The 22,383-nt window shown below is 71.4% G+C and carries 21 protein-coding genes; 10 read left to right on the top strand and 11 right to left on the bottom strand.

All coding sequences use genetic code 11. The annotated features are described in order from the left end of the window. The first annotated feature begins 6 nt into the window (after positions 1-6). On the top strand, positions 7-597 hold the full coding sequence (locus tag HAV39_RS18680; RefSeq protein WP_191840484.1) for a TetR/AcrR family transcriptional regulator: 591 nt from the start codon (positions 7-9) through the stop codon (positions 595-597). A 1-nt stretch (position 598) separates the two neighbouring features. Here the strand turns inward: HAV39_RS18680 and HAV39_RS18675 are convergent, their stop codons facing one another. Together HAV39_RS18675 and HAV39_RS18670 are read right to left on the bottom strand one after the other, a co-directional pair. Next, on the bottom strand, positions 599-1,258 hold the full coding sequence (locus tag HAV39_RS18675; RefSeq protein WP_191840483.1) for a class I SAM-dependent methyltransferase: 660 nt from the start codon (positions 1,256-1,258) through the stop codon (positions 599-601). A gap of 67 nt (positions 1,259-1,325) precedes the next feature. Further along, positions 1,326-2,006 carry a hypothetical protein gene (locus tag HAV39_RS18670; protein WP_191840482.1) on the bottom strand — a complete coding sequence of 227 codons (681 nt, stop codon included), beginning with the start codon at positions 2,004-2,006 and terminating at the stop codon, positions 1,326-1,328. 94 nt (positions 2,007-2,100) lie between these two features. Here HAV39_RS18670 and HAV39_RS18665 point away from each other — a divergent pair, with 94 nt between their 5' ends. Beyond that, entirely contained in the window at positions 2,101-3,159 is a 1,059-nt protein-coding gene (locus tag HAV39_RS18665; protein ID WP_191840481.1) for a hypothetical protein, read from the top strand. Positions 3,160-3,219: 60 nt separating this feature from the next. Here HAV39_RS18665 and HAV39_RS18660 read toward each other — a convergent pair whose 3' ends face one another. Together HAV39_RS18660 and HAV39_RS18655 are read right to left on the bottom strand one after the other, a co-directional pair. Continuing rightward, positions 3,220-3,717, bottom strand: a complete 498-nt coding sequence (locus HAV39_RS18660; RefSeq protein WP_191840480.1) for a hypothetical protein — start codon at positions 3,715-3,717, stop codon at positions 3,220-3,222. A gap of 219 nt (positions 3,718-3,936) precedes the next feature. Then, positions 3,937-4,863 (bottom strand): LysR family transcriptional regulator, encoded by a 927-nt coding sequence (locus HAV39_RS18655; RefSeq protein WP_191840479.1) that lies wholly within the window; start codon positions 4,861-4,863, stop codon positions 3,937-3,939. Positions 4,864-4,958: 95 nt separating this feature from the next. Here HAV39_RS18655 and HAV39_RS18650 point away from each other — a divergent pair, with 95 nt between their 5' ends. Continuing rightward, positions 4,959-6,149 (top strand): DMT family transporter, encoded by a 1,191-nt coding sequence (locus HAV39_RS18650; RefSeq protein ID WP_191840478.1) that lies wholly within the window; start codon positions 4,959-4,961, stop codon positions 6,147-6,149. Positions 6,150-6,782: 633 nt separating this feature from the next. Here the strand turns inward: HAV39_RS18650 and HAV39_RS18645 are convergent. The 3 genes from HAV39_RS18645 to HAV39_RS18635 all read right to left on the bottom strand — a co-directional run bounded on the left by HAV39_RS18645 (position 6,783) and on the right by HAV39_RS18635 (position 11,199). Continuing rightward, complete coding sequence (locus tag HAV39_RS18645; RefSeq protein WP_191840477.1) at positions 6,783-8,261, bottom strand: saccharopine dehydrogenase NADP-binding domain-containing protein; 1,479 nt, start codon at positions 8,259-8,261, stop codon at positions 6,783-6,785. Beyond that, positions 8,258-9,445 carry a type III PLP-dependent enzyme gene (locus tag HAV39_RS18640; protein ID WP_239120915.1) on the bottom strand — a complete coding sequence of 396 codons (1,188 nt, stop codon included), beginning with the start codon at positions 9,443-9,445 and terminating at the stop codon, positions 8,258-8,260. The genes HAV39_RS18645 and HAV39_RS18640 overlap by 4 nt, the downstream gene beginning before the upstream one ends. A gap of 215 nt (positions 9,446-9,660) precedes the next feature. Continuing rightward, complete coding sequence (locus HAV39_RS18635; protein ID WP_425321548.1) at positions 9,661-11,199, bottom strand: M28 family peptidase; 1,539 nt, start codon at positions 11,197-11,199, stop codon at positions 9,661-9,663. A gap of 147 nt (positions 11,200-11,346) precedes the next feature. On the opposite strand from HAV39_RS18635, the gene HAV39_RS18630 reads away from it, so the two are divergent. Further along, complete coding sequence (locus HAV39_RS18630; protein WP_203736737.1) at positions 11,347-11,802, top strand: acyl-CoA thioesterase; 456 nt, start codon at positions 11,347-11,349, stop codon at positions 11,800-11,802. 15 nt (positions 11,803-11,817) lie between these two features. On the opposite strand, the gene HAV39_RS18625 is transcribed toward HAV39_RS18630, so the two are convergent. After that, entirely contained in the window at positions 11,818-12,432 is a 615-nt protein-coding gene (locus HAV39_RS18625) for a TetR/AcrR family transcriptional regulator (protein WP_191840475.1), read from the bottom strand. A 130-nt stretch (positions 12,433-12,562) separates the two neighbouring features. On the opposite strand from HAV39_RS18625, the gene HAV39_RS18620 reads away from it, so the two are divergent. Then, positions 12,563-13,150: an ester cyclase gene (locus HAV39_RS18620; RefSeq protein ID WP_191840474.1), complete on the top strand. Its 588-nt coding sequence runs from the start codon at positions 12,563-12,565 to the stop codon at positions 13,148-13,150. A gap of 57 nt (positions 13,151-13,207) precedes the next feature. Here HAV39_RS18620 and HAV39_RS18615 read toward each other — a convergent pair whose 3' ends face one another. Beyond that, the gene (locus tag HAV39_RS18615) at positions 13,208-13,984 is read right to left on the bottom strand and encodes a nucleotidyltransferase domain-containing protein (protein WP_191840473.1); all 777 of its coding nucleotides are present in this window, start codon (positions 13,982-13,984) and stop codon (positions 13,208-13,210) included. A 269-nt stretch (positions 13,985-14,253) separates the two neighbouring features. Here HAV39_RS18615 and HAV39_RS18610 point away from each other — a divergent pair, with 269 nt between their 5' ends. Together HAV39_RS18610 and HAV39_RS18605 are read left to right on the top strand one after the other, a co-directional pair. Then, positions 14,254-14,919 carry a hypothetical protein gene (locus HAV39_RS18610; RefSeq protein WP_191840472.1) on the top strand — a complete coding sequence of 222 codons (666 nt, stop codon included), beginning with the start codon at positions 14,254-14,256 and terminating at the stop codon, positions 14,917-14,919. A 32-nt stretch (positions 14,920-14,951) separates the two neighbouring features. Next, a complete protein-coding gene (locus HAV39_RS18605; RefSeq protein WP_191840471.1) occupies positions 14,952-16,580 on the top strand; it encodes an acyl-CoA dehydrogenase family protein in 1,629 nt (542 codons plus the stop codon). A gap of 92 nt (positions 16,581-16,672) precedes the next feature. On the opposite strand, the gene HAV39_RS18600 is transcribed toward HAV39_RS18605, so the two are convergent. After that, a complete protein-coding gene (locus tag HAV39_RS18600) occupies positions 16,673-17,014 on the bottom strand; it encodes a DUF4190 domain-containing protein (RefSeq protein WP_120319944.1) in 342 nt (113 codons plus the stop codon). A gap of 228 nt (positions 17,015-17,242) precedes the next feature. On the opposite strand from HAV39_RS18600, the gene HAV39_RS18595 reads away from it, so the two are divergent. The 3 genes from HAV39_RS18595 (at position 17,243) to HAV39_RS18585 (ending at position 21,885) form a co-directional block, all read left to right on the top strand. After that, the gene (locus HAV39_RS18595) at positions 17,243-17,971 is read left to right on the top strand and encodes a Type 1 glutamine amidotransferase-like domain-containing protein (protein ID WP_191840470.1); all 729 of its coding nucleotides are present in this window, start codon (positions 17,243-17,245) and stop codon (positions 17,969-17,971) included. A 258-nt stretch (positions 17,972-18,229) separates the two neighbouring features. Beyond that, entirely contained in the window at positions 18,230-20,977 is a 2,748-nt protein-coding gene (locus HAV39_RS18590; protein ID WP_244958828.1) for a carbohydrate binding domain-containing protein, read from the top strand. 239 nt (positions 20,978-21,216) lie between these two features. Beyond that, entirely contained in the window at positions 21,217-21,885 is a 669-nt protein-coding gene (locus HAV39_RS18585; RefSeq protein WP_191840469.1) for an ImmA/IrrE family metallo-endopeptidase, read from the top strand. Here HAV39_RS18585 and HAV39_RS18580 read toward each other — a convergent pair. Next, the gene (locus HAV39_RS18580) at positions 21,846-22,295 is read right to left on the bottom strand and encodes an NUDIX hydrolase (protein WP_191840468.1); all 450 of its coding nucleotides are present in this window, start codon (positions 22,293-22,295) and stop codon (positions 21,846-21,848) included. The two genes, HAV39_RS18585 and HAV39_RS18580, sit on opposite strands and share 40 nt — an antisense overlap. Positions 22,296-22,383: the final 88 nt, after the last annotated feature.

The raw sequence follows: 22,383 nt of genomic DNA, 5'->3' as shown, positions 1-22,383 counted from the left end.
CTCGACATGGCAGATGCACCTCTCACTCCGGACCGGATCCTCGAAGCGGCGGAGGAGGCCCTCCGCCGCTTCGGACCGGCGAAGGCCAACGTCGTCGATGTGGCGCGCGCGCTGAACGTCAGCCACGGCAGCGTGTACCGGCATTTCCCCAGCAAGGCGGCGCTGCGCAACGCGGTCGCCGAGCGCTGGCTGGCGCGGCTCGCCGAGCCGCTGGCCGAGATCGCCGCCGAGCGCGGCCCCGCACAGCCGAGGCTGCGCCGGTGGCTGGACGCCCTGTGCGAGTCGAAGCAGCGGCGGGCGCGTGACGAGCCCGAACTCTTCACCACGTACTACCACCTGGCGCTGGAGGCCGACGAGGTGGTCCGGGCGCACGTCAACGCGCTGGCGGCCCAGCTCGGCGAGATCATCGCCGACGGGGTCGGGCGCGGCGACTTCGCGGTCGCCGACCCGTTCCGGGCGGGCCGCGCCGTCTTCGACGCGACCAGCCGCTTCCACAATCCCGCGCACCTCGCCGAGTGGAACGACCCGGACATGAAGGCCGCGTACGAGGGAGTGTGGCTGCTGATCCTCAGCGGCCTCGGCGTGCCGCAGAAGTGACTCAGGCCTTGGCCGGCCCGCGCAGCTCCCACACGCGGGTGTGCTTGACCGTCACGCTCTCCAGCGCGAACGGCGTCGGCACGTCATAGGCGGCCACCTCGCGGAACAGCGGCTTGGGCAGGAACGCCCGGTCCGGGTCGCCGACCAGCACCCGCGTGCCGTTCTTGACCGCCCGGCGCAGGAAACCGATCATCCGGTCGGCCATCGCCTGGCTGTAGAACACGTCCCCCGCCAGCACGATTTCGGCGTCGGCCGCGTCGCCGCCCAGGATGTCGGCCTGGTCCACCGACACGTCCGCGCCGTTGGCCGCCGCGTTGAGGCCGATCGCCGCGCAGGACAGCGGGTCGATGTCCACTGCGCGCACCGACGCCGCCCCGGTCAGCGACGCGGTGACCGCGACCAGCCCGGAGCCCGCGGCCAGGTCCAGCACCCGCTTGCCGGCCGTCGTCTCCGGGTGGTCGAACACGTAGCGGGCCAGCGCCTGACCGCCGGCCCAGGCGAAGGCCCAGAACGGCGGCGGCTGCTCGCTGCGGTACTCGCCCTCGGTCAGCTCCCACAGGCCGATCGGCTCGTCGGCCTGGTGCAGCTTGATCTCCGGCAGGAAGGGCACCGGGGCGAGTGCGGCGTACGAGCGGACGAAGTCAGCAGCGGTGTCGGTCACCCCCGAAGTGTGCCGCCTGCCCGCCTCCGCTCCGCACGGCGGGCCGGGTGAGCCTGCCCACGCTCCCTCAGGACGCCTCGGCCAACTCCTGGGCCTCGACCAGGATCGGGATCTCGGCGCCGTAGCGCTTCGGCAACTCGATCCGGGCCTCGGCGACGTCCTCCGGGGCGACGCCGAGCTTGAGGCCTTCGCCGCGGCCCCCGCCGAAGAAGACCCCCCGGATCTTGAGGCCGCGCCCCTCCCAGTACGCGAAGTCGGCGACGATCCGCTTGCCCAGGGCGTCCAGGGTGGCTGCGTTGAACCTGGCGTCGCGCAGATACAGGCAGACGTCGCCTGACGTCTGTGTGACGAAGGCGTCGAACTCCGTGTCGGGCACCCGGTAGACGGCCCCCTCCCCGCGGTCCTGCACGATCTCGGTTCCGGCGTAGGAGTTCGGGAAGCGGCTCTCCCCGGCTTCCTGGATCGACTGCAGGACGCTTTGCAGGACGTCGTCGCCCCCGTAGAGGTCCATGCCCTGATACATGCTTTGGCTGGGCATGGGGCGGTCGGGGCGGCAGCCCTTGGTCGGGGTGCCGGAGGTGTCGTGCGGCAGCCGTGAGCGGAACGTCGAGGTGGGCGCGGGGCCGGCTGACTGTCCGGCAGCGTCCCGTGGCGTGCCCGCCTGGGCATCTGGCCCCGCGCAACCGGTGAGCGTGGCGGCCAGCAGGAGCGCGGACGCCAGGGCGCGGTGCCGGGGAGGGATCATCATGACGGAAAGACGCACTGCCGTCCTTACCGGTTGCGTCTGGGTGTCTCGCCCCGTTTAGTGGGGTATGACCCGATTCGCGATCTGTGTTGCCGCGGTGCTGCTGACGGCCCTCACCCTGCTGTCGGTGACGGAGACCGACAGCAGGCCGTGGCCCGGCAAGCCCGATCCGGCCGCCGGGGCCGCGCCGGATCCGGCCGCGTCGGGGGAGCCCGCGGTGTCCGCGGCGGCGCAGACCGCGAAGCCCGCGGCGCCGTTCGGGGACACGCCGTCGCTCACCGTGCCCGGCGCGCTGGTCAAGGCCGGGCAGCCGATCGCCATCCACACCGCCGACCTGCCCGCCAGCGAGGCGTCCGGTCTGGTGGCCAGCCGCCGGCACCCCGGGGTCTTCTACTGGCTGCGTGACGGCGGCGGGGCCACCTCGCAGCGCCCGCGCGCCGCGCTGTGGACCATCAGGCTCGGCGAGCAGGCCCAGGCGTATCCGGTGCGCCGCGGCGAGAACTTCCCGTTCGCGCAGGTCTTCGAAGCGCCGAACACCGACTGGGAGGACGTCGTCATCGACGACGACGACAACCTGTGGATCGGCGACATCGGGGCCAACGACTGCGTGAGCAAGCAGTACCTGTACCGCACGCTGGAGCCCGAGCCGGACACCGACGACCCGTTCATGGTGACCGCGAAGTATCCGCTGGCCTTCCCGGACCCCGCCCCCGGGTGCAAGACCCGCAACGCCGAGGCGATGCTCTGGCTGGACGGCGAGCTCTACGTCTTCGCCAAGACCGCCAACTCCCCCGTGTACCGGGTGGTGCTGCCCGCCGAGCGCAACGCCCCGGTCGCCATGCTGCCGGTGGCGAAGTTCGACTACGCGGTGAACAAGATCTCGGTCAGCACGGTCTCCGACGACCGCACCCGGCTCACTCTGGCCGGTCACGCCCGCTACTGGGTGTTCGCCGCCGACCCCGCGCTGACCGGGGACGCGTTCCTGCGCGAGGCGATGAGCGGCAAGCCGGTGCACACGGCCACGTTCGACTCGGCGGCGGGCAACGCCTCGGTGGAGGGCGGCAGCTACGTGCCGGGCACGCACGACCTGCTCTTCGTCGCGGAGAACAAGGAGATCTTCCTGGTCCCCGACGGTCCGGCCGCCGACGTCCGCTGAGCGGCCCCGGAACGCCGGACCCGTGCCGAGGGAGGGTCGGCACGGGTCCGGCGCCGGTGGTCAGCAGCCGCCGCAGTTGTAGAACAGGATGTCCCAGTGGTTGCCCTCGTCGGTGTACAGATTGCCGGCGCCGGAGCGGTACTGGTAGCCCCAGCCGGAGATGTAGCCGACGTAGGTGAAGTGCGCGGTGATGTAGTTGCCGATGCACGCGTACTTGCTGATGTCGAGCTTGTAGCCGTTCCAGTGGCTGTAGGTGCCGGAGGAGTGGCCGGTCTCGGTGCCTGCGGTGATGTTGATGGCGCAGCCGCTGGCGCTCTTGAGCGTCTTGATGCCGTTGATGGTGACCTGGCGGACGTCGGTGAACGAGGTGCAGCTGGCGTTGTTGCGGTTGCTGCAGTTGCCGCTCGACGACCAGGTGATGCCGGCCGCGCTGAGCTGCGAGGCCGCCTGCGCATGGGTGAGGAACGTCGCCGCGTGTGCCGGACTGGCGAAGGCCAGCACGGACGCGACGACGCCGGCCACGATCACGGTGAGGGCGCGGGGTACGAAGCGGGACATGGGGATGCTCCTGGGGGTGTGGAGTTATTTGCCGTCCGCTGCGCAGCGATGGGAAGATTTTTACCACACATAGAAGAGTGACGCTAGATGGCAAAGTGTCACTCGACTCGCCGCGCTCCAGTGTGGACGGTGACGCCCGCATCCGCCGAAAGGGCCACTCACCTAGCAGCCTAGGACGACCTGGCGGTGGTGTCGCGGCACACCACCGCGGACGCGGGATCAGGCGGTGCGTGCGCGCATCGCCCGGTCCAGCCCGCGCATGCGGGCGGTGACCAGGTCGACCACGACGCGGCTGGCGGGGGAGAGCTCGCCCTCGCGATGGACCACGGCGAACGTCTCGTACATCGCCGGGCGCAGTGGGGCCCAGCCGAGGCCGGCCGGCAGCCGGTCACCGAGGCCGTGCAGCACGCCGCGCCAGGTGACCGTGTCGGCCAGGCCGCGGGCCGCGATGTCGAGGGCGGTCTCGGTGTCCTCCACCTCGATCCGGGGGCGCAGCGGGTGGCCGGTGCGCTGCACCGCCTGGGCGAGCTGGCGGCGGGTGGTGTCCGTCTCCCGCCAGCTCGCATCGGGCAGCACCAGCTGGGCGGCGGCGAGATCGGCGGGGGTGATCCGGGCGTGCAGCCGGGCCGGATCGGCGCTGACGTACACCAGCTCGTCGCGCAGCACCGGGGTGACGACCATGTTCTCGTCCTCCACCGGCAGCGCGATCACCGCCGCCTCCAGCCGCCCCTTGCGCAGGTGCTCCAGCACCTCGGCGGAGTTCTGCCCGACCAGCTCGACGCGCACTCCGGGGTGCCGCTGCAGCACGTCGGCGACCAGGTCGGCGGTGAGATAGAACCGGGCGGTGCGGAACAGCCCGAAGCGCACCGTGCCGGTCAGCAGCTCCCGCACCGAGGCCACGGCCCGCCCCGCCTCGTCGACGGCGGCCAGCGCCGCGGACGCGTGCGGCTGCAGGGCGCGGGCGGCCTCGGTCGGCACCAGGCCCCGCCCGACCCGCCGGAACAGGGTCGTGTCGAGCTGCTGCTCCAGCAGCCGGACCTGCTCGGAGATCGACGGCTGGGCGTAACCGAGGGCGCTCGCGGCGGCGGTGAACGAGCCGTGCTCCAGGGTGGCCAGGAAGCAGCGGAGCTGGTGCAGCGAGAGCACGGTTTCTCCTCGGTTCGATCTATAGGAAATGCCTTTGGATAGCGCTGGAAACCAAGGCTACCTCGATGGCTCGATGCGGCCTAACGTTCTGTGTCATGACCACCACCGCCTCCGCGCCCGCCGCCGTGAGCACGCCGCAGGCCCGTTCCGCCAGGCGCGGCACCGTGCTGGTGCTCGTCTCCGCGACCGGATTCGGCATGTCGGCGGTGTTCGCCAAGCAGGCGTACGCGGCAGGGTTCAACGTGCCGACGATGCTGGCCGGCCGGTTCGCGCTCGCGGCGGTGCTGCTGTGGGCCGTGGTCGCCTGGCGGCGCGCGCCGCTGCCCCGCGGGCGGGCCCTGGCCGTCAGCGTCGGGCTGGGCGCGGTCGGTTACGCGCTGCAGGCCGGGTTCTACTTCGGGGCGCTGGCCCGCATCGACGCCTCGCTGACGGCGCTGCTGCTGTACGCGTACCCGGCGCTGGTCACGGTGCTGGCGATCGCGCTGCGCCGGGAACGCCCGGACCGCCGCCGGCTGGCCGCGCTGGCCTGCTCGGCCGCGGGCATGCTGCTGATGCTCGGCGCGGGCGGCGTCGGCGGCTCGGTCGCCACCGGGGGAGTGCTGCTGGCGCTGGGCGCCGCGGTCGCGTACGCCCTCTATCTGACCGTCTCCGCCGGCCTGCCCGCCGGTGCCGACATCTTCGCGGTGACCGCGGTGGTGTGCGCCTCCGCCGCCGTCAGCCTGGCCGCCACGGGCTTGGCCACCGGCAGCCTGCACGCACCGCACCAGGTGTCGGGCTGGCTGTGGATCGTGTTGCTGGCCGTGGTGTCCACGGTGATCCCGATCGCCGGGATGTTCGTCGGCGTGCGTGACGTCGGCGCGTCCGCGGCGGCGATCCTGTCCTGTGCCGAGCCCGCCGTGACGGTGGCCACCACCGCCCTGGTCTTCGGCGAGCGCCTGAGCCCCGCCCAGGCCCTCGGCGGTCTGGCCGTGCTGGCCTCGGTCGCCGTGCTCCAACTGCGCCGGCGCGTGGTGGCCGCGCCGGTCGCCGCCGCCGCGGAGGTATCCTGCGACGTCCCCTCGCCGGCTGCCGGAGATGAGCACGTTCGTGAGACGCCTCGTACCCCTCGCCGTCGCGGCGGTGCTGCTCGCTGGGGGCTGCGCCCCCTCCGCCCCGGCGGAGTGGGCTCCCGCCCCGTCGGCGCCGGCCGCACCGTCCGCGTCGAGCGCCCCGTCACCCGCGGCGGCGCTCACCCCGGCGCAGAAACTGACCGCGGTCCTCGTCACCGACGAGGCGCTGGCGGCTGAGTTCACCGAGGCGGGCACGGACCTGGAGCGCACGTACGACGGTGAGCGCGCGCCGGGTTCCCCGTCCGGCACCGTCACCGCCTGCGGGACCCGGGCGGTCTCGTCCACCAAGGACGCCAAGCAGGTCCAGGCGCATGTCCGGGCCTGGGTCGTCAACGGGGCGGTGCTGACGCAGGAGGTGCACGTGCTGCCCCGGCAGCGCGCCGAGGACGTGGTCGCCAAGGCGGCGAGCACGCTGAAGGGCTGTGCGAGCTACTCCGACCACGGGGACAGCTATCGCCGTACGGCAGGCAACAAGATCGAATTACCTGCCCCGGTGAAGGGGACCGCCGCCTGCTTCGCCGTCTCCGGGACGGTCAACTGCTTCGCCTACCTGGGGCGCGGTGGGGTGGTGACCACCGTGTCGAGCATGGGCGTGGACCAGCGGAGCGCCGAGTGGTGGCTGGAGCGCATCATGACGGTCGCCGAACACCGCCTGGAAGGGCTGCCCGCCTGACCCGTCTCGGCCGCGCCACCCCTGGCACCGCCCATGAACGCGCAGCGGCCCCGTTCACCTGCAGGTGAACGGGGCCGCTGCGTTAGGAAGGTGCCCTTCTACAACACATGGCGATGTGAAGGTGCCCTTCCTTTGCCTTAGACCAGGAAGTTCTCGAAGGCCCAGGGTTCGGTGTCGTCGCCGGTCTTCGGGCGGAAGTTGGCGAACGGCTCGTAGTAGGAGCTGCGCGGGGTCCAGTCGGTGTGCACCGAGGGGACCGGGCCCAGGTAGGGGTTGGCCACGTCGAGGACGGCCTCGGGGTCGAGGTCGTCGGGGACGCACAGGCCCCGGTTCGGGTTGTTGACCATCCAGTAGACCGCGCCCAGCACCGAAGCGGCGACCTGCAGCGTGGTGGCGTTCTGGTGCGGGACCAGGGCGCGCGACTCGTCGATGCCGAGCTGCGAGCCGACCCACCAGCCGTTGAGCTCGTGGCCGAGCAGGAGCACACCCAGCTCGTCGATGCCGCTGATGATCTCGTCGTTCATGATGCGCTGGTCGGTCTGCAGCGTGTAGCCGTTCATCTGGCACTCGTGCAGGCTGTTCAGCGCGGCGTCGGACGGCTGGTACGCGTAGTGCACGGTGGGGCGGTAGACCGCCTTGCCGTCCTCCCACACGGTCAGGTGGTCGCTGATGGTGAACGCCTCGCCGTGGCGCACGACCATGCCGATGATGGGGCCGCCGAGCGGCACCCAGGACCGGACCTTGGTGGTGATGCCGGTCTGGGCGAGGCAGATCTGGTTCTGCGGACCCGACTCGTGGGTGTACGCGTTGGCGGGCAGCTTGGGCTCGTGGGTGCCCCAGCCCATCTCGGCGGGCGCGATGCCCTCCTCGTAGAAGCCCTCCACGGACCAGGTGTTGACGAACTCGCCGACCTGCTTGGGCTTGTCGCTGACCTGGGTGTCGCGCTCGGAGATGTGGATCACCTTGGTGCCGGTGAGCATGCCCAGGGCCGCGAAGTCGCGGCCGGCCAGGGCCTCCTCGAGCTTGGCCTTGCGGGCCGGGTCGAGCGGCTTGGGCAGGCGCTCGGGCTCCTTGAGCATCGCGGTGGCGATGTCCATCAGGGCGATCTTGGCCCAGTGGCTGACCAGGCCGGGATTCGCGCCGTGCTCGACGATCGCGGTCGGGCCGTCGGCCTTCCAGCCCTTGGCGCGCTCGCGCAGCTTCATGTGCCGGGCGTACAGCGTGCGCGACTGCGGGGTCGCGTTGAGCTGGTCGGCGTACGGGTCCCACTCCTCGACGGAGGTGTCGACGTAGAGGGTGCCGTGGCGCTGGCACCAGTCGATGATCACGCCGGTGTCGATGTTCCACGCCAGGTTGATCAGGACGTCGCCCTCGCCGACGTACTCGGCGAGCTTGGTCTCGATGTTCTCCGGGGTGATGCGCTCACGCACGTAGGTCGCGCCGGCGGCGGTGACCTCCGCGGCGGTGTGGGCGAGGTCCTCGAAGTCCATCACGGTCAGACGCGTGAAGTCCATGTCGACGTGGCGCAGCAGCAGGGGCTGCAGGCACTGGGACACCGAGCCGCTGCCGAGCAGGAGGATGCGGCCGCCGAAGGCGAGCTTGGGGATCGTGGTCACGCGTTGTCTCCGATACAAAACGTTGCTAATGGTGCAAACCCGTTGAATCCAACGGAAGAATACGTGGTGGTGTAGGCGCCGGTGCCGAGGATGTCGACGTAGTCGCCCGGTTCGAGGTCGAGGGGCAGCCGGTAGGGCGCCTTCTCGTAGAGGATGTCGACGCTGTCGCAGGTCGGCCCGGCGAGCACGACCGGACCGGTCGGCTCCCCGTCGCGTGCGGTGACCAGGCGGTACTGGATCGCCTCGCCCTCCGTCTCGGCCAGCCCGCCGAAGCGCCCGATGTCCAGGTAGACCCATCGGTGGTCATCGTCATAGGACTTCTGGGACACGAGCACGACCTGTGCCCGCAGCACTCCCGTGTCGGCCGCGATGAAGCGTCCGGGCTCGATCGCCAGCGTCGGCCGGTACGGGCCGAAGTGCCGCTCGACCGCCGTGTTGATCGCATCGGCGTACGCCTCGATCGGCGCGACCGGATCCTGGTATCCCGTGGGGAAGCCGCCGCCGCAGTTCAGCAGCGTCAGGTGGATGCCGCGCTCGGCCAGCTCGCGGAAGACCTGGGCGGCCTGCGCGACGCTGGGATCCCAGCGGGTCGGATCCAGTTGCTGCGAACCGACGTGGAACGACACCCCGATCGGCCGCAGCCCGAGATCTCGGGCCTGGGCCAGCAGGGACACCGCCATGTCCGGGGCGCACCCGAACTTGCGGCTCAACGGCCACTGCGCACCCGCGCTGCCGGCCAGCAGGCGGCAGAACACCGCGGAGCCGGGGGCGTGTTCGGCGAGTTTGCGCAGCTCCGCCTCGCTGTCGAAGACGAACATGCGTACGCCGCGATCGTAGGCGTAGCGGATGTCCGCTGCCTTCTTGATCGTGTTGCCGTACGACAGCCGGCTCGGATCGGCGCCTTCGGAGAGGCAGAGATCGATCTCGGCGGGGCTCGCCACGTCGAACGAGGAGCCGAGCTGGGCGAGTTGCCTGATCAGCTTCGGCTGGGGGTTGGCCTTCACCGCGTAGAAGACGGTCGTCTCGCGGAAGGCGCTGGTCAGGCGGCGGAACTGCTGCGCCGCGACCTTCAGATCAATGACCAGGTAGGGAGTCTCGCGCTGGTCGGAGTCGAGGAAGTCCTGGATCTCGCGGTTTCCTGCCGCGATCATGGTGACCAGGGTCTTGCCGTTGGTCATCGCCATCGTCTCGCTAATCCTCCAGTGAAAATGGTGAATGCGGCCCTTTGATTGCCGACGGTGGAGTCTAGGGCCAAATGGTGAACGGACCGCCCTCGGGATGCCGCGACGCAGTGTGTCGATACTCATACTCCGGGTGGGTGACGCTCGGCCGTGGACGTGAGCGGAGCCCCACCCGCGCCGCCGAGCAGCGCAGGTGGGGCTCCGGTGATCGACGCAGGTCAGGAGACCGTGATCTTGACGTCGTCGACGCCGGCCTCGACGAGGCTCGCCGTGGACGCGTCGGCGGCGGAGATCAGGATCCGCACCGACTGGCCCGCGTACGCCGAGATGTTCCAGGTGCCCGCCGCCCAGGAGCCGTTGCGGTTGCTGGCCGCACCCGCCTGGGTGAACAGGACCGCCGTGCCGGTGTTGTGCACGATGGAGATCCGGAAGTAGTCGGCGCTGGACGAGTTGGAGCCGTGCGCCAGGTACCAGTTCAGGCTCAGGTTGATCGTCCCGCTGGCGGGCAGGGTCACCGCCGGCGAGCGCACGCTGGTCACGCCGCCGTCGAGGTCGTAGTCGCCCGCGGCCGTGCCCGCCAGCCGCCCGGTGACCAGGTCGTTGCTCCCGGAGACGGTGGTGCCCAGCTGCTTGGCGCCGCTGGAGTTGGTGTCGGCCGGGTCGCCGCGCTCCCAGGCGCCGGTGGTGGCGGTGTCGGTCGCGCTCGGGTTGGTGGTCCAGCCGGTCGCGGTCTCGAAGGTGTCGGTCCACACCGTGGTCGCCGGGGTGCCGGTGGCCAAGGTCCAGAGGGCGTACGCCGCGGCGTCGCCGGCCCGGTTCAGGATCGTGTCGTTGATGTTGGCCGGGTAGGTGTCGCACGACGAGTGGTAGCAGGGGTCGTAGTCCCCGGTGGTGCCGCCCCACTTGGTGACCTGCGCCGAGGTCTTGTTGGCGCTCGCGCCGGCGGCCACGCCCGAGGTCTGGATGCCGACCGCGTTGAACGACGCGTCGTCGGAGCGGCCCGCGCCCTCGACGTTCTCCTCCGGGTTCAGGCCGGGGAAGTTCGTGTCGTAGTACGCCTTCAGGACCTGGCCGATGCCGGAGGTGATCCGGTTGATGAAGTAGCCGCCGTTGGTCGAGCCGACCATGTCGAAGTTGAAGTAGCCCTTGATCTTGGTGCGCTCGGCCGACGGCAGGCTGTTGGCGTAGAACTCCGAGCCGTTGAGGCCCTGCTCCTCGTCGGTCCAGAAGCCGAACCGCACGTGGTTGAGCATCGACGGGTTGGTCGCGGCGAGGGTGAGCGCGATCTCCAGCACGGTCGACGAGCCCGACGCGTTGTCGTTGATGCCGGGACCGGCCGCGACGCCGTCGAGGTGCGCGCCGAACATGTAGACCGTGTTGGCGTCGCCGCCCGGCCAGTCCGCGATCACGTTCGGGCCCGCCCCGCTGGTGCAGCCCGAGGTGCAGTTCTGCTTGACCACGGAGAAGCCCGCCGCGACCAGCTTGTTGTAGACGTAGTTCACCGACGCCGTGTAGCCCGCGGTGTTGGACCGGCGGTTGCCGCCGTTGCTGCTGGCGATGGTCTGGAACTGCTGCAGGTGCGCCTTCACGTTGGTCAGCGAGATGTCCGGCGCGGCCAGGGCCAGCGCCGCTGCCTTCGCGGCGGCGGTCGCGGGGGCGGCGGTGGCGGCCGCGGGGGCGGCCAGCGCGGTGCCCGCCAGGGCGAGCGCGAGCAGGGCGCGTTTTGCTGCGTAGGGTCGCAAGGCCTGACTCCTCAGGGGATCACAGGGTGTGCCGGGGGTTACCGGCAGGCGCAGACTAGCCATCGAAATGATTAATGCGAATAGATGGAAGTAGCGGTTGACCGTACCGTGACCTGTGCCCCGCACCGACCTTAGCGATCGTTCAGTTACGCTGGACCGCGCGTGATCGTCAGGGCGGAGGGGCGTGCGATGGCCGAGCCGGTGCTCACCTACCGGGGCGCGGTGTACCCGTGGCACTGCGACCACATGGGGCACATGAACGTCATGTGGTACGTCGGCAAGTTCGACGAGGCGACGTGGAACCTGTTCAGCACGCTGGGCCTGACGCCGGACTACCTCCGGTCGGCCTCGCGCGGCATGGCAGCGGTGGAGCAGCACATCGTGTACCAACGCGAAGTCTTCGCCGGCGACACGGTCTCCGTGCACTCTGAGCTGCTGGAAGTTCGCGAGAAGGTGATCCGGTTCCGGCACGCGATGACCAACGCGTCCGGCGAGACCACCGCGGTCACCACGCTGACCGCGGTGCACCTGGACACCGCGCACCGCCGCTCGTGCCCGATGCCCGCCGAGGTCCTCGCCGCGGCGCGCGAGCTGCTCACCTCAGCCGGCGAGGACTGACCGCCGCCGGGCCGGTCAGCAGAGGGCGGCCCGGGCCGTCTGGCACAGGACCTTCTCGGCCCGGTCCCAGGACCAGCCGTTCTCGACCACCAGCGTGCGCCAGCCGGTCGGGCCGAACCACAGCCACAGCAGGTCGGCGGTCTCCTGCACCGAGTAGCGGTGCGGCGGTGCGCCCACCTGGCGCAGGTGCCCGGCTACGTCGTGCAGCGCGCCGCGGTAGGCGGCGGTGGCCCGCTCCCACAGCGCCGGCCCGTTCTCGTGCACGGGCAGCGCCTTGAGGATCGCCTCCTGCGCCTTGAACTGGGTCTCGTTTCCCGCGCGGGTGCCCCGGGCGAGGGCCTGCAGCACGGCCTCCGGCGTCGGCAGGGCCAGGATCCGCGCGACGGCCTCCTGGTAGCCCGACAGCGAGACGGCCTTGTCGACGATCCGGTCCAGGATGTCGGCCTTGCTGCCGACGCTCGCGAACACGGTCTTCGACGCGACGCCGGCCGCCGCGGCGATGTCGGCGACGGTGACCCGGCCGTAGCCGCGCTCGGCGAACAGCTGCTCGGCCTCGGCCAGGATCAGGGCTCGCGTCTGCGCGGCCGCCTTCTCGCGCAGCGGGGAGACGTACACGCGCTTGTCGGGCATGGTGCCCATCCTACGGGACATGGCTACCGCTTTGACATATTGAATAGGTCGTCTATAACCTCAAATTATGGCGGCGCACAGCCCGCGCCGCCAGTGAACAGACCCGCACCCGGGCGAGAGGTGAACGACGATGGCGATGGACCACGAAGAACTGGCGGCGGCCCTGTTCCGGATTCTCGAAACAGGCGACCCCGGCCTGGCGGCGCAGGTCGTCGGCCCGGACAACCACAACCGCGAGGCCGCCGTCGCACCCGTGGCGTGCGCCACACCCGGCCCGGCCGGGACCCTGGCCTCCGGCGCCTGGCTGCGCTCGGCCTTCAGCGGCCTGCGCTTTCCCGTGCTCGGCGTGGCCCGCAACGAGCACCAGGTCTGGATCCGGCTGCGGATGCAGGGACGGCACACCGGTCCGTTCGTGCGCTTCCGCGACGGCGCGCTCGACCAGGCCGTCCCGCCCACCGGCCGCGACATCGACTTCGAACAGGTGCACCTGCTCGACATCCGCGACGGCCGGGTCGTCCGGCACGAGGCGGTGCGCGACGACCTGACGATGCTCGGCCAGCTCGGCGTCTTCCCGCCGACCCCGGCCCTCGCGGCGCGCATGGTCGCCTGGAAGGTCTCCGGCCGCGCCGCGCGAGCAGCCGACCGGGTGTCGACACTGGCCGCCGAGGCGGCCGGGCTCGCCTCCGGCCACCGCGCCGCGGCCCACCGGCGCGCGTGACGCCCGACCATCGGTTCGGCCCGCCCGGCGGCGTTGCTCAGCGGCGGGCCGGGCGGGTCACGGGTGCCAGCGGGTGCGGGCGTCGGTGACGACGTCGGCGACGAGCTGGAGGGACGCCAGGCCGTCGGCGGCGGTGAAGGGCTCGTCCTCGCCGGCGCGCGAGCGGACCGCCCGCCAGCACAGCTCGGCCCACTGCGGCAGCACCTGCGCGGTGTGGTGCGCACCGCCGGTCTTCGTGGTCACCTCACCGGTCGTCAGCGTGTAGTGCAGCCGGCCCGGCCCGGTTGCCGCCCACAGCACCGGATCCGCCGGTATCGGCAGGTCCGGCGGCAGGGCCGCGAACTGCGGCGTGGCCTGCTCGGCGAAGCCCGCCCAGTATCCGGACAGGTTGTCCAGCAGCCACCGGCGCAGCACGCCCTCGTCGAGCGCCACCTCGGGCCGCTCGCCCAGGATCGGCAGGCCGTGGCGGGCCAGTTCGAGCCAGGTCACCGGGTTGTGCTGCCCACCCGCCTTCGCGGGTTGGAAGTCGCCCGCCAGGATCTGCGGCGCGGTGTCGCCGTCCACCGGCGGCGCGGCCAGCTGCGCGCGGGTCAGGTAGATGCCGTCATAGACCGGGCCGTTCTCGGGCAGCGACAGGTGCGCCTTCGCCAGCCTGCCCAGTTCCTCGGCGGTCGGGACACGATCCATGACCGCGACGAAGTCGATGTCGCTGCGTCCCGGCCAGTAGTCGCCCAGCGGCACCGACCCGGTCACGAACAGCCCCGTCACCAGACCCCGCACCCGCTCGTCGAGCGCCCTGACGTGCGCGGCGGTCACCCACAGTTCCTCGAACACCCGGCGATTATGCCCAAGACCTCGCCACCTCGCCGTCTCTGCGGTCATCGGCCCGGGCTGCAGTTTCGGGGAAAGTGCAGCGACAGAGCCAGACGTTCGTGCTATTTCCCCGAAACTGCCTGGTGCCTGGTGCCTGGTGCCTGGTGCCTGGTGCCTGGTGCCTGGTGCCTGGACTGTCTGGCGGGTGCGGCGATGCGGGGGTGGTTCGGCGGGGGTGGGCGGGGTGGGCGGGGGTGACGGGAAGGGGGTAGCCGCCTACGCTGTCGCGAATGGCAGACGACGAGCGTCGATCGGTGCGCCGGTTCGCCCGGCTGCTCAGCCCGGCCGGGCTGGTGCTGGCGGGCCTGCTGTTCGCGGCCCCGTTCCTGACCGTGTCCTGCGATGCGCCCGGCGGCTACGGCCGGGCCGCGCCGGGCGGCACGACGACCTACACCGGCTGGGACCTGGCCACCGGCGGCACACCCGACGTGACCGCGGACAAGCTGCTGCCGCCCGAGCAGGGGCGCGGCGACGTGCTCGCCCCGCAGCCGCTGGCGGGCGCGGTGCTGGTGCTGCTCGTGGTCGGCGTGCTCATCGCGATCGGGGTCGGCCGGGCCCGCACCCGCCGCGGCGTGGTGGCCGCGCTCGCCGCGATCGCGGCACTGTTCCTGCTGGTCAATCAGGCTACCGTGCGGTTGCTGGTGGAGGAGCGGCTGCGCGAGCAGCTCACCGGGCCGCTGCCGGCCGGCAAGGACGTCGGGGACTTCGTGCAGGACCAGGGCGGGTTCGGGTTCGCGCTGCTGGCGCTCGTGCTGGTGGCGCTGGGAAACCTGGCCGGCTGGGTGCGGCTGGTGCGCGGCCCTGGCGCGACGGCCGCCGCGGCGGGCGGCGAGGCCGTGACGGCGGCACCCGAGCAGAGCGGACCCGCCGCCACGGCGACGCTCCCCGAGGGCTAACGCTCGTTCAGCTGGTAGGGCAGGATGTGGGGATGGCCGCCACCCACGAGGTCTTCAACCAGGTGCCGCCGCTGACCGGGCACGACGTCGCCGCCGACCCGCCGCTGCTGGCCGCGGTGGTCCGCGAGGGCGCGGCCTGGCACCTCGACGACCTGCACCGGCTCGGCCGGCTCGCGGGCACCGAGCAGGCCCAGCGCTGGGGCGACGAGGCCAACCGGCACACCCCCGTGCTGCGCACCCACGACCGGTACGGCAACCGCGTGGACGAGGTCGACTTCCACCCGTCGTGGCACGAGCTGATGCGGGTCGCCGTCACCGAGGGGCTGGCCGGCGGGCCGTGGACCGACCCGCAGCCGGGCGCGCACGTGGCCCGCGCCGCCGGGCTGCTCGTCTGGAGCGTCGTCGAGCAGGGCCACACCTGCCCGATCTCGATGACGTACGCGGCGGTGCCCGCCCTGCGCGCCCAGCCCGACCTGGCCGCGCGCTTCGAGCCGCTGCTCACCTGCCGGGTGTACGACCCGGGCCTGCGCGCCCCGCAGACCAAGGCCGGCCTGCTCGCGGGCATGGGCATGACCGAGAAGCAGGGCGGCTCGGACGTGCGGACCAACACCACCACGGCCACCCCCGCCGCCGACGGCAGCTGGCTGCTGCGCGGGCACAAGTGGTTCACCAGCGCGCCCATGAACGACCTGTTCCTCGTGCTGGCCCAGGCGCCCGGCGGCCTGTCCTGCTTCCTGGTGCCCCGGGTGCTGCCCGACGGCGCCCGCAACACCTTCCGCATCCAGCGGCTCAAGGACAAGCTCGGCAACCGCAGCAACGCCAGCAGCGAGCCCGAGTTCGACGACACCGTGGCCTGGCTCGTCGGCGAGCAGGGCAGGGGAGTGGCCGTCATCCTCGAGATGGTGTCGCTGACCCGGCTCGACTCCAGCCTCGGCTCCGCCGCCGGCATGCGGGCCGCGCTCATGCAGGCCGCGCACCATGCTCGGCACCGCCACGCGTTCGGCGGGCCGCTGCTGGACAAGCCGCTGATGCGCAACGTGCTGGCCGACCTGGCGATCGAGTCGGAGGCCGCGACGACGCTGGTGATGCGGGTGGCGGGCGCGGTCGACCGGGCCGCGCGCGGCGACCGCGGCGAGCGGGAGTTCGCCCGGCTGGGCACCGCGCTGGCGAAGTACTGGGTGTGCAAGCGGCAGCCCGCGATGGTCGCCGAGGCGCTGGAATGCCTGGGCGGCAACGGCTACACCGAGGACTCCGGCATGCCGCGCCTGTACCGGGAGGCGCCGCTCAATGGCATCTGGGAGGGCTCCGGCAACGTCAACGCCCTCGACGTGCTGCGGGCGCTGGCCCGGGAGCCGCAGAGCCTCGCCGCGTACGAGCAGGAGGTCGCGGCGGGGCTGGGCGGCGACACCCGGCTCGATCAGGCCTGGCAGGAGCTGCGCAAGGAGCTGGCCGACACCGCCGACGCCGAGCTGCGCGCCCGGCGCACCGTCGAGCGGATGGCGCTGGTGCTGCAGGGTTCGCTGCTGGTCCGGCACGCGCCGGGCGCGGTGGCCGACGCGTTCTGCGCCTCGCGCCTGGCCGGCGACCGGGGCCTGGCGTTCGGCACGCTGCCGCCCGGCCTCGACCTGGCCGCGATCCTGGGCCGGGTGCCACCGGCCTGACCGCGACCCTGACCCGCGCGGCGCGCTCCTTGAACCTCGGTGACGCGCCAGGCCGGCGGGGTCGCACCGCCCCGCCGGGCGCGGGCCGCCCGTCAGGAGGCGACGCTGACCGTGGTGGCGCTGAACAGGCCGAACATGCCGAACATGGTGACGGCCATGAAGCACCAGAGCAGGACGAAGGCCGCCAGCAGGCCGGTCAGCACCCAGCCGACGACGACACCGGCGTTGGCCAGCTCGATGCCGCGCTCGCCGGTGGCGGCGATCTGCTGCTTGGCCTTGTTGCCGAAGTAGATGCCCAGCGGCGGGAAGACCAGGATGCCCAGCGCCAGCGACAGGATCGCGTAGACGTTGTACGGCGGCTGCGGCGGGTAGTGGCCGTACGGATACGGCGGCGGCTGCTGCGGTGGCGGGGTCTTCGGCTGCTCGTCGGTCATGGCGGCCCTCCTCGAACCTTCTGCCGTGCAGGTTAGGCCACCTCCGCCACCGGCCGCCGTGGCAGCTGGACGGTCGGTTGGCGTTAACAAGGTGCCCTTCCGCTACGCATAGCGATAAGAAGGTGCCCTTCCTTGCTCGGGTTTGGAGGGTGCGCGGCGGATCAGGGTGCTGGCGCGGACGGAACCGCACGGTCGGCGTGTTCGGTGGGGGTGTGAAATGATCAGTTGATGGGTCGCCCGCCGCAGATCTTCGCCGCGTCCGGACTGCTGCGCCTGCCGCCGGGTGCCGCGCCGCGCAAGCGCAGCGTGCTGATGGAGCACGCGGTCTCGCTGACCGGGGTGCGCCGGGCGCGGATCTGCTACGTGCCGACCGCCGTGGGCGACGACCCGGCCGCGATCGCGGCGTTCGGGCAGGCCTTCGACGACACCGCGCACACGGTCACCCACCTGCGGCTGTTCCCGCAGCCCAACCACGCCGACGTGCGGGCGCACCTGCTGGCGCAGGACCTGATCTGGGTCGGCGGCGGCAGCGTGGTGAACCTGCTGGCCGTGTGGCGGGCGCACCGGCTCGACGCGGTCATGCGCGAGGCGTGGGAGGCCGGGGTGGTGCTCGGCGGCGGCAGCGCGGGCAGCATCTGCTGGCACGTGGGCGGCAGCACCGACTCGTTCTCCGACGACCTGGACCCGGTCACCGACGCGCTGGCGTTCCTGCCGTACAGCAACGGGGTGCACCACGACTTCCCCGACCAGCCCCGCCGGGCCCGGTTCCACGAGTACGTCGGCAGCGGCCTGCTGCCCGCGGGATACGCCACCGACGACGGCACCGGCCTGCATTACGTCGGCACGGCGCTGGCCGAGGCCGTCACCAGCGCCGAGGGCGCGGACGCGTACCTGGTCGACGTCGACGCCGCGGGCGTGGTGAGCGAGCGCCCGCTGGGCGCGCAGCTGCTGTCCTGACCCCGGTGCGGGGAGCCGCCGACGCGCGGGCCGCGCGGTGCGGCGTACCCGCTGGGTGTTGAAAGGAATTTCACGCCGCCTCTGGAGCAGGGGCAGCGGGTCAGGCGCATGCCATAGATGGGTGCGGGTCTTTACATGCCTGAAATCTGTTGCTAGCTTTCAGAAACTTTCAATCGCCTTGCGCAAGAACGGTGTCCGCATCCACCATGGATGAACCGGCCTCCGTCGATGCCGCACGGCCCCGTGTGAGGAGCTGTCGTGAGCGCTCGACGTCGTGCTCGCGCCCGGTGGGGAGCAATGCTGCTCGCCCTGACCGGTCTCGTCGCGAGCCTGGTGCCCGTGCTGACGCTGCCCGCGTCGGCCGCCAACACCGTCACCGTGTTCTACCGGCCGAACCCGGCCTGGACGACCGTCAACATCCACTACGCGCCGACCGGCGGCTCGTGGACGGCAGTGCCCGGGGTGGCGATGGACGCCGCCTGCACGGGTTGGCGCAAGAAGACCATCGACCTGGGTGCGGCGACCGGGTTGCAGGTGGTGTTCAACAACGGCTCCGGCACCTGGGACAACAACAACGGGGCCAACTACAGCCTGGGCACGGGTAACGTGACCGTGTCCGGCGGCGTCAAGGGCACCGGCGACCCGTGCGCCACCGCCTCGCCGTCGCCCACCCCCTCGTCGGCGGGCAACACCGTGACCGTGTTCTACCAACCGAATGCGGCCTGGACCACGGTGAACATCCACTACGCGCCGACCGGCGGGTCGTGGACGGCAGTGCCCGGGGTGGCGATGGACGCCGCCTGCACGGGTTGGCGCAAGAAGACCATCAGCCTGGGTGCGGCGACCGGGTTGCAGGTGGTGTTCAACAACGGCTCCGGCACCTGGGACAACAACAACGGGGCCAACTACAGCCTGGGCACGGGCAACGTGACCGTGTCCGGCGGCGTCAAGGGCACCGGCGACCCGTGCGCCACCACCTCGCCGTCACCGTCGCCGTCCAGCCCGCCGCCGGCCTCGCCGACGCCGTCGCCCTCGCCGAGCACCCCGCCGCCCGCCACGACCGGGACCATGCTCGGCGGCGACCCGCGCAAGGACGCCATCTACTTCGTGCTGACGGCCCGCTTCTACGACGGCGACAACGCCAACAACCGCGGCGGCAGCCAGCACACCAAGTCCGGCAACGCCGCCAACGACGACCCGATGTTCCGCGGCGACTTCTCCGGGCTCATCCAGAAGCTCGACTACATCAAGGGCCTGGGCTTCTCCGCCATCTGGATCACGCCGGTGGTGCTCAACCGGTCCGACTACGACTACCACGGCTACCACGGCTACGACTTCTTCCGCATCGACGCGCGGCTGGAGTCGCCGGGCGCGAGCTACCAGAACCTCATCGACACCGCGCATGCCAAGGGCCTGAAGATCTACCAGGACGTGGTCTACAACCACAGCTCGCGCTGGGGCGCCAAGGGCCTGTTCACACCGACCGTGTACGGCGTGCGCGACAGCCAGTGGAGCTGGTACTACGACGTGCCCAATCCGTCGTTCACCTATGACGGCCTGTTGGTGGAGCCCGGTTCGGGCAAGAGCTACTACACCGGCGACCTGTGGTCGACGCCCGAGCCGGTCGGCAACACCTGCCGCAACTGGGGCGTCTTCAGCGGCTTCTACAGCGCCGAGGGCTACAAGGTCTACCACTGCCAGTGGCCGAGCCCGACCAGCGGGATGTTCCCGAGCAACCTCTACCACCAGTGCTGGATCGGCAACTGGGAGGGCGAGGACGCGCGCAGCTGCTGGCTGCACGAGGACCTGGCCGACTTCAACACCGAGAACCCGGCCGTGCAGCAGTACCTGATCGACGCGTACAACCGGTTCATCGACATGGGCGTGGACGGGTTCCGCATCGACACCGCGGTGCACATCCCGCGCGTCACCTGGAACCGGCGCTTCCTGCCCGCCCTGGAACAGAAGCTGATCAGCAAGTACGGCGCCGCGAAGGCCAAGGACTTCTACGTCTTCGGCGAGGTCGCCGCGTTCGTCAACGACAAGTGGAACCGCGGCTCGGTCAACCACTCCGCCCAGTTCTTCACCTGGAAGGAGCGGGCCGCCTACAGCGCCGACGACGTCACGGCGGCGATCGAGCAGTTCAACTACGAGAACAACCTCGGCACCGGCAACCAGCCCACCAGCACCAACGCTTTCCTGCAGGGCAACGTCTACCACGCGCCCGACCGCACCCAGTTCTCCGGCATGAACATCATCGACATGCGCATGCACATGAACTTCGGGGACGCGCCCAACGCCTTCAACAACGGCAAGGACAGCGACGACAGCGTCAACGACGCCACCTACAACGTGGTGTACGTCGACTCGCACGACTACGGCCCGAACAAGTCCAGCACCCGCTACGCCGGGGGCACCGACGCGTGGGCCGAGAACATGTCGCTGATGTGGACGTTCCGCGGCGTGCCGACGCTGTACTACGGCTCGGAGATCGAGTTCCAGGCGGGCAAGCAGATCGACTGCGGGCCCAGCTGCCCGCTGGCCAACACCGGCCGGGCCTACTACGGCGCCAACGTCGAGGGCAGCGTCACCGCCCCCGACTTCGGCGTGGTCTCCTCGGCCTCCGGCGCGGTCGCGACGACCCTGAACAAGCCCCTGGTCAAGCACCTGCAGCGGCTCAACCAGATCCGCCGGGCCGTGCCCGCGCTGCAGATGGGCCAGTACTCCACCGAGGGCGTGTCGGGCCAGATGGCCTACAAGCGCCGCTACACCAGCGGCACGGTGGACAGCTTCGCGCTGGTCGCCGTCTCCGGCAGCGCCACCTTCACCGGCATCCCCAACGGCGTCTACACCGACGCCGTCACCGGCACCTCGATCACCGTCACCAGCGGCACCCTGACCGCCACCGCCTCCGGCAAGGGCAACCTGCGCGTCTACGTGCTGTCACTGCCCGACAACCCCGCCCCCGGCAAGATCGGCGCCGACACCGCCTACCTCCACCCGTGACAGGCCGAAGGAAGGGCACCCTCTTGTCGCTCCGCGATGGAGAAGGTGCCCTTCCCGGCGCTGTGCGCACGGCGGCCGGACACGCGGGCCGCCGCGCAGCGCGCAAACTGTACGGTCGGATTGCCGACCGCCAGAACACCGGTCTGACCAGGGATAACGGCGTCGCAAGCGGACCGTACGCGGACGATTGCCGCCCAGGCACTAGCTCATAGTGGCGCGGGCGTCGCACAATGCTGATCATGCGTTGGTTCGGTCCGCGATGCCCCGTCAGTCCCGAGGAGGACGCCTGGGTGGCGTCGTCCTTGACGTGGCTCGTGGGCGAGTTCGGCCGCGGGCCGCTGGAACTGCCGCCGGTGCGCCCGGCGGACCTGGTGCCCGCCGGCTACTCCGGTGGCGTGCAGGAGGCGCGCAGCCTGCTCGACGCGATCTGCCTGCGGATGGGCGTCGACCCCGTGCGGGTCGAGCTGGAGCTGCACTCGCGGGAGGTGCCGGACGGGCACCTGCGGCTGCGCGAGGGCCACCCGGTCATCGCGGTGGCGTTCGGCCACGCCGCCGACCCGGTGCCGCTGGTGGCGACGATCGCGCACGAGCTCGGCCACGTGCTGCTCGTCGGCGACGGGCGGATCAAGCCGGACCAGCCCGACGCCGAGCGGCTCGCCGACCTGGTCAGCGTCCATTTCGGGCTCGGCGTGTTCGGCTCCCGGGTGGCGGTGCGGTGCTCGCGCCGCCGCCCCGGCATGACCCTGCCGCTGTATGCGTACGCGCTGGCGAACTATGCGTGGCGCCGCGCCGAGCGCGCCCCGGACTGGCTGGCCGACCTGCGCTTCGGCTCGCGCCTGCAGGTGCGGCGCGGGCTGCGGCACCTGGCCTACCGGGCAGCCGATCCGGCCTCGGCCCACTCGCTGTAGGGCGTGCCCTCCCGCAGCCGCGCCAGCGCCGCGCCCGCGTAGCCGACCAGCGGCGTGGGCAGCTTGCGCAGCGAGAACCAATGCAGGTCGGCGCACTTGTTCGGCTCGGCGTTGACCGGGCTGCCGGACCACTGGCGGACCTGGAAGAACAGGTTCAGCCGCGGCGGCGCCTCGTGATAGTGCAGCAGGTGCACCAGTTCGGCGTGCGCCGGGTCGACGGTGAGGCCCAGCTCCTCGGCCGACTCGCGCACCAGCGCCTTCAGCGGGGACTCGCCCGCCTCCAGGTGCCCGGCCGGCAGGTGCCAGCACCCGTCGGACCAGCCCGTGTTGACCCGCAGACCCAGCAGCACGTCGTCGTCGCGCCGGAGGATCAGGTGTACCGCGACGATCGCCTGCGCCCTGTGCTTCACCTGCGCATTCTCGAACGCCTGTACGATCGCCGTCAAGCGGCGCGCCGGACCCGCGACGCCGTTTCAGGCGGTCCGCACGGCCGGGTGG

The organism is Catellatospora chokoriensis (genome assembly GCF_011297315.1).
GTDB lineage: Bacteria > Actinomycetota > Actinomycetes > Mycobacteriales > Micromonosporaceae > Catellatospora > Catellatospora citrea.
The sequence above is the reverse complement of the archived record's forward strand: the minus strand, read 5'-3'. Positions and strand labels throughout refer to the sequence as shown.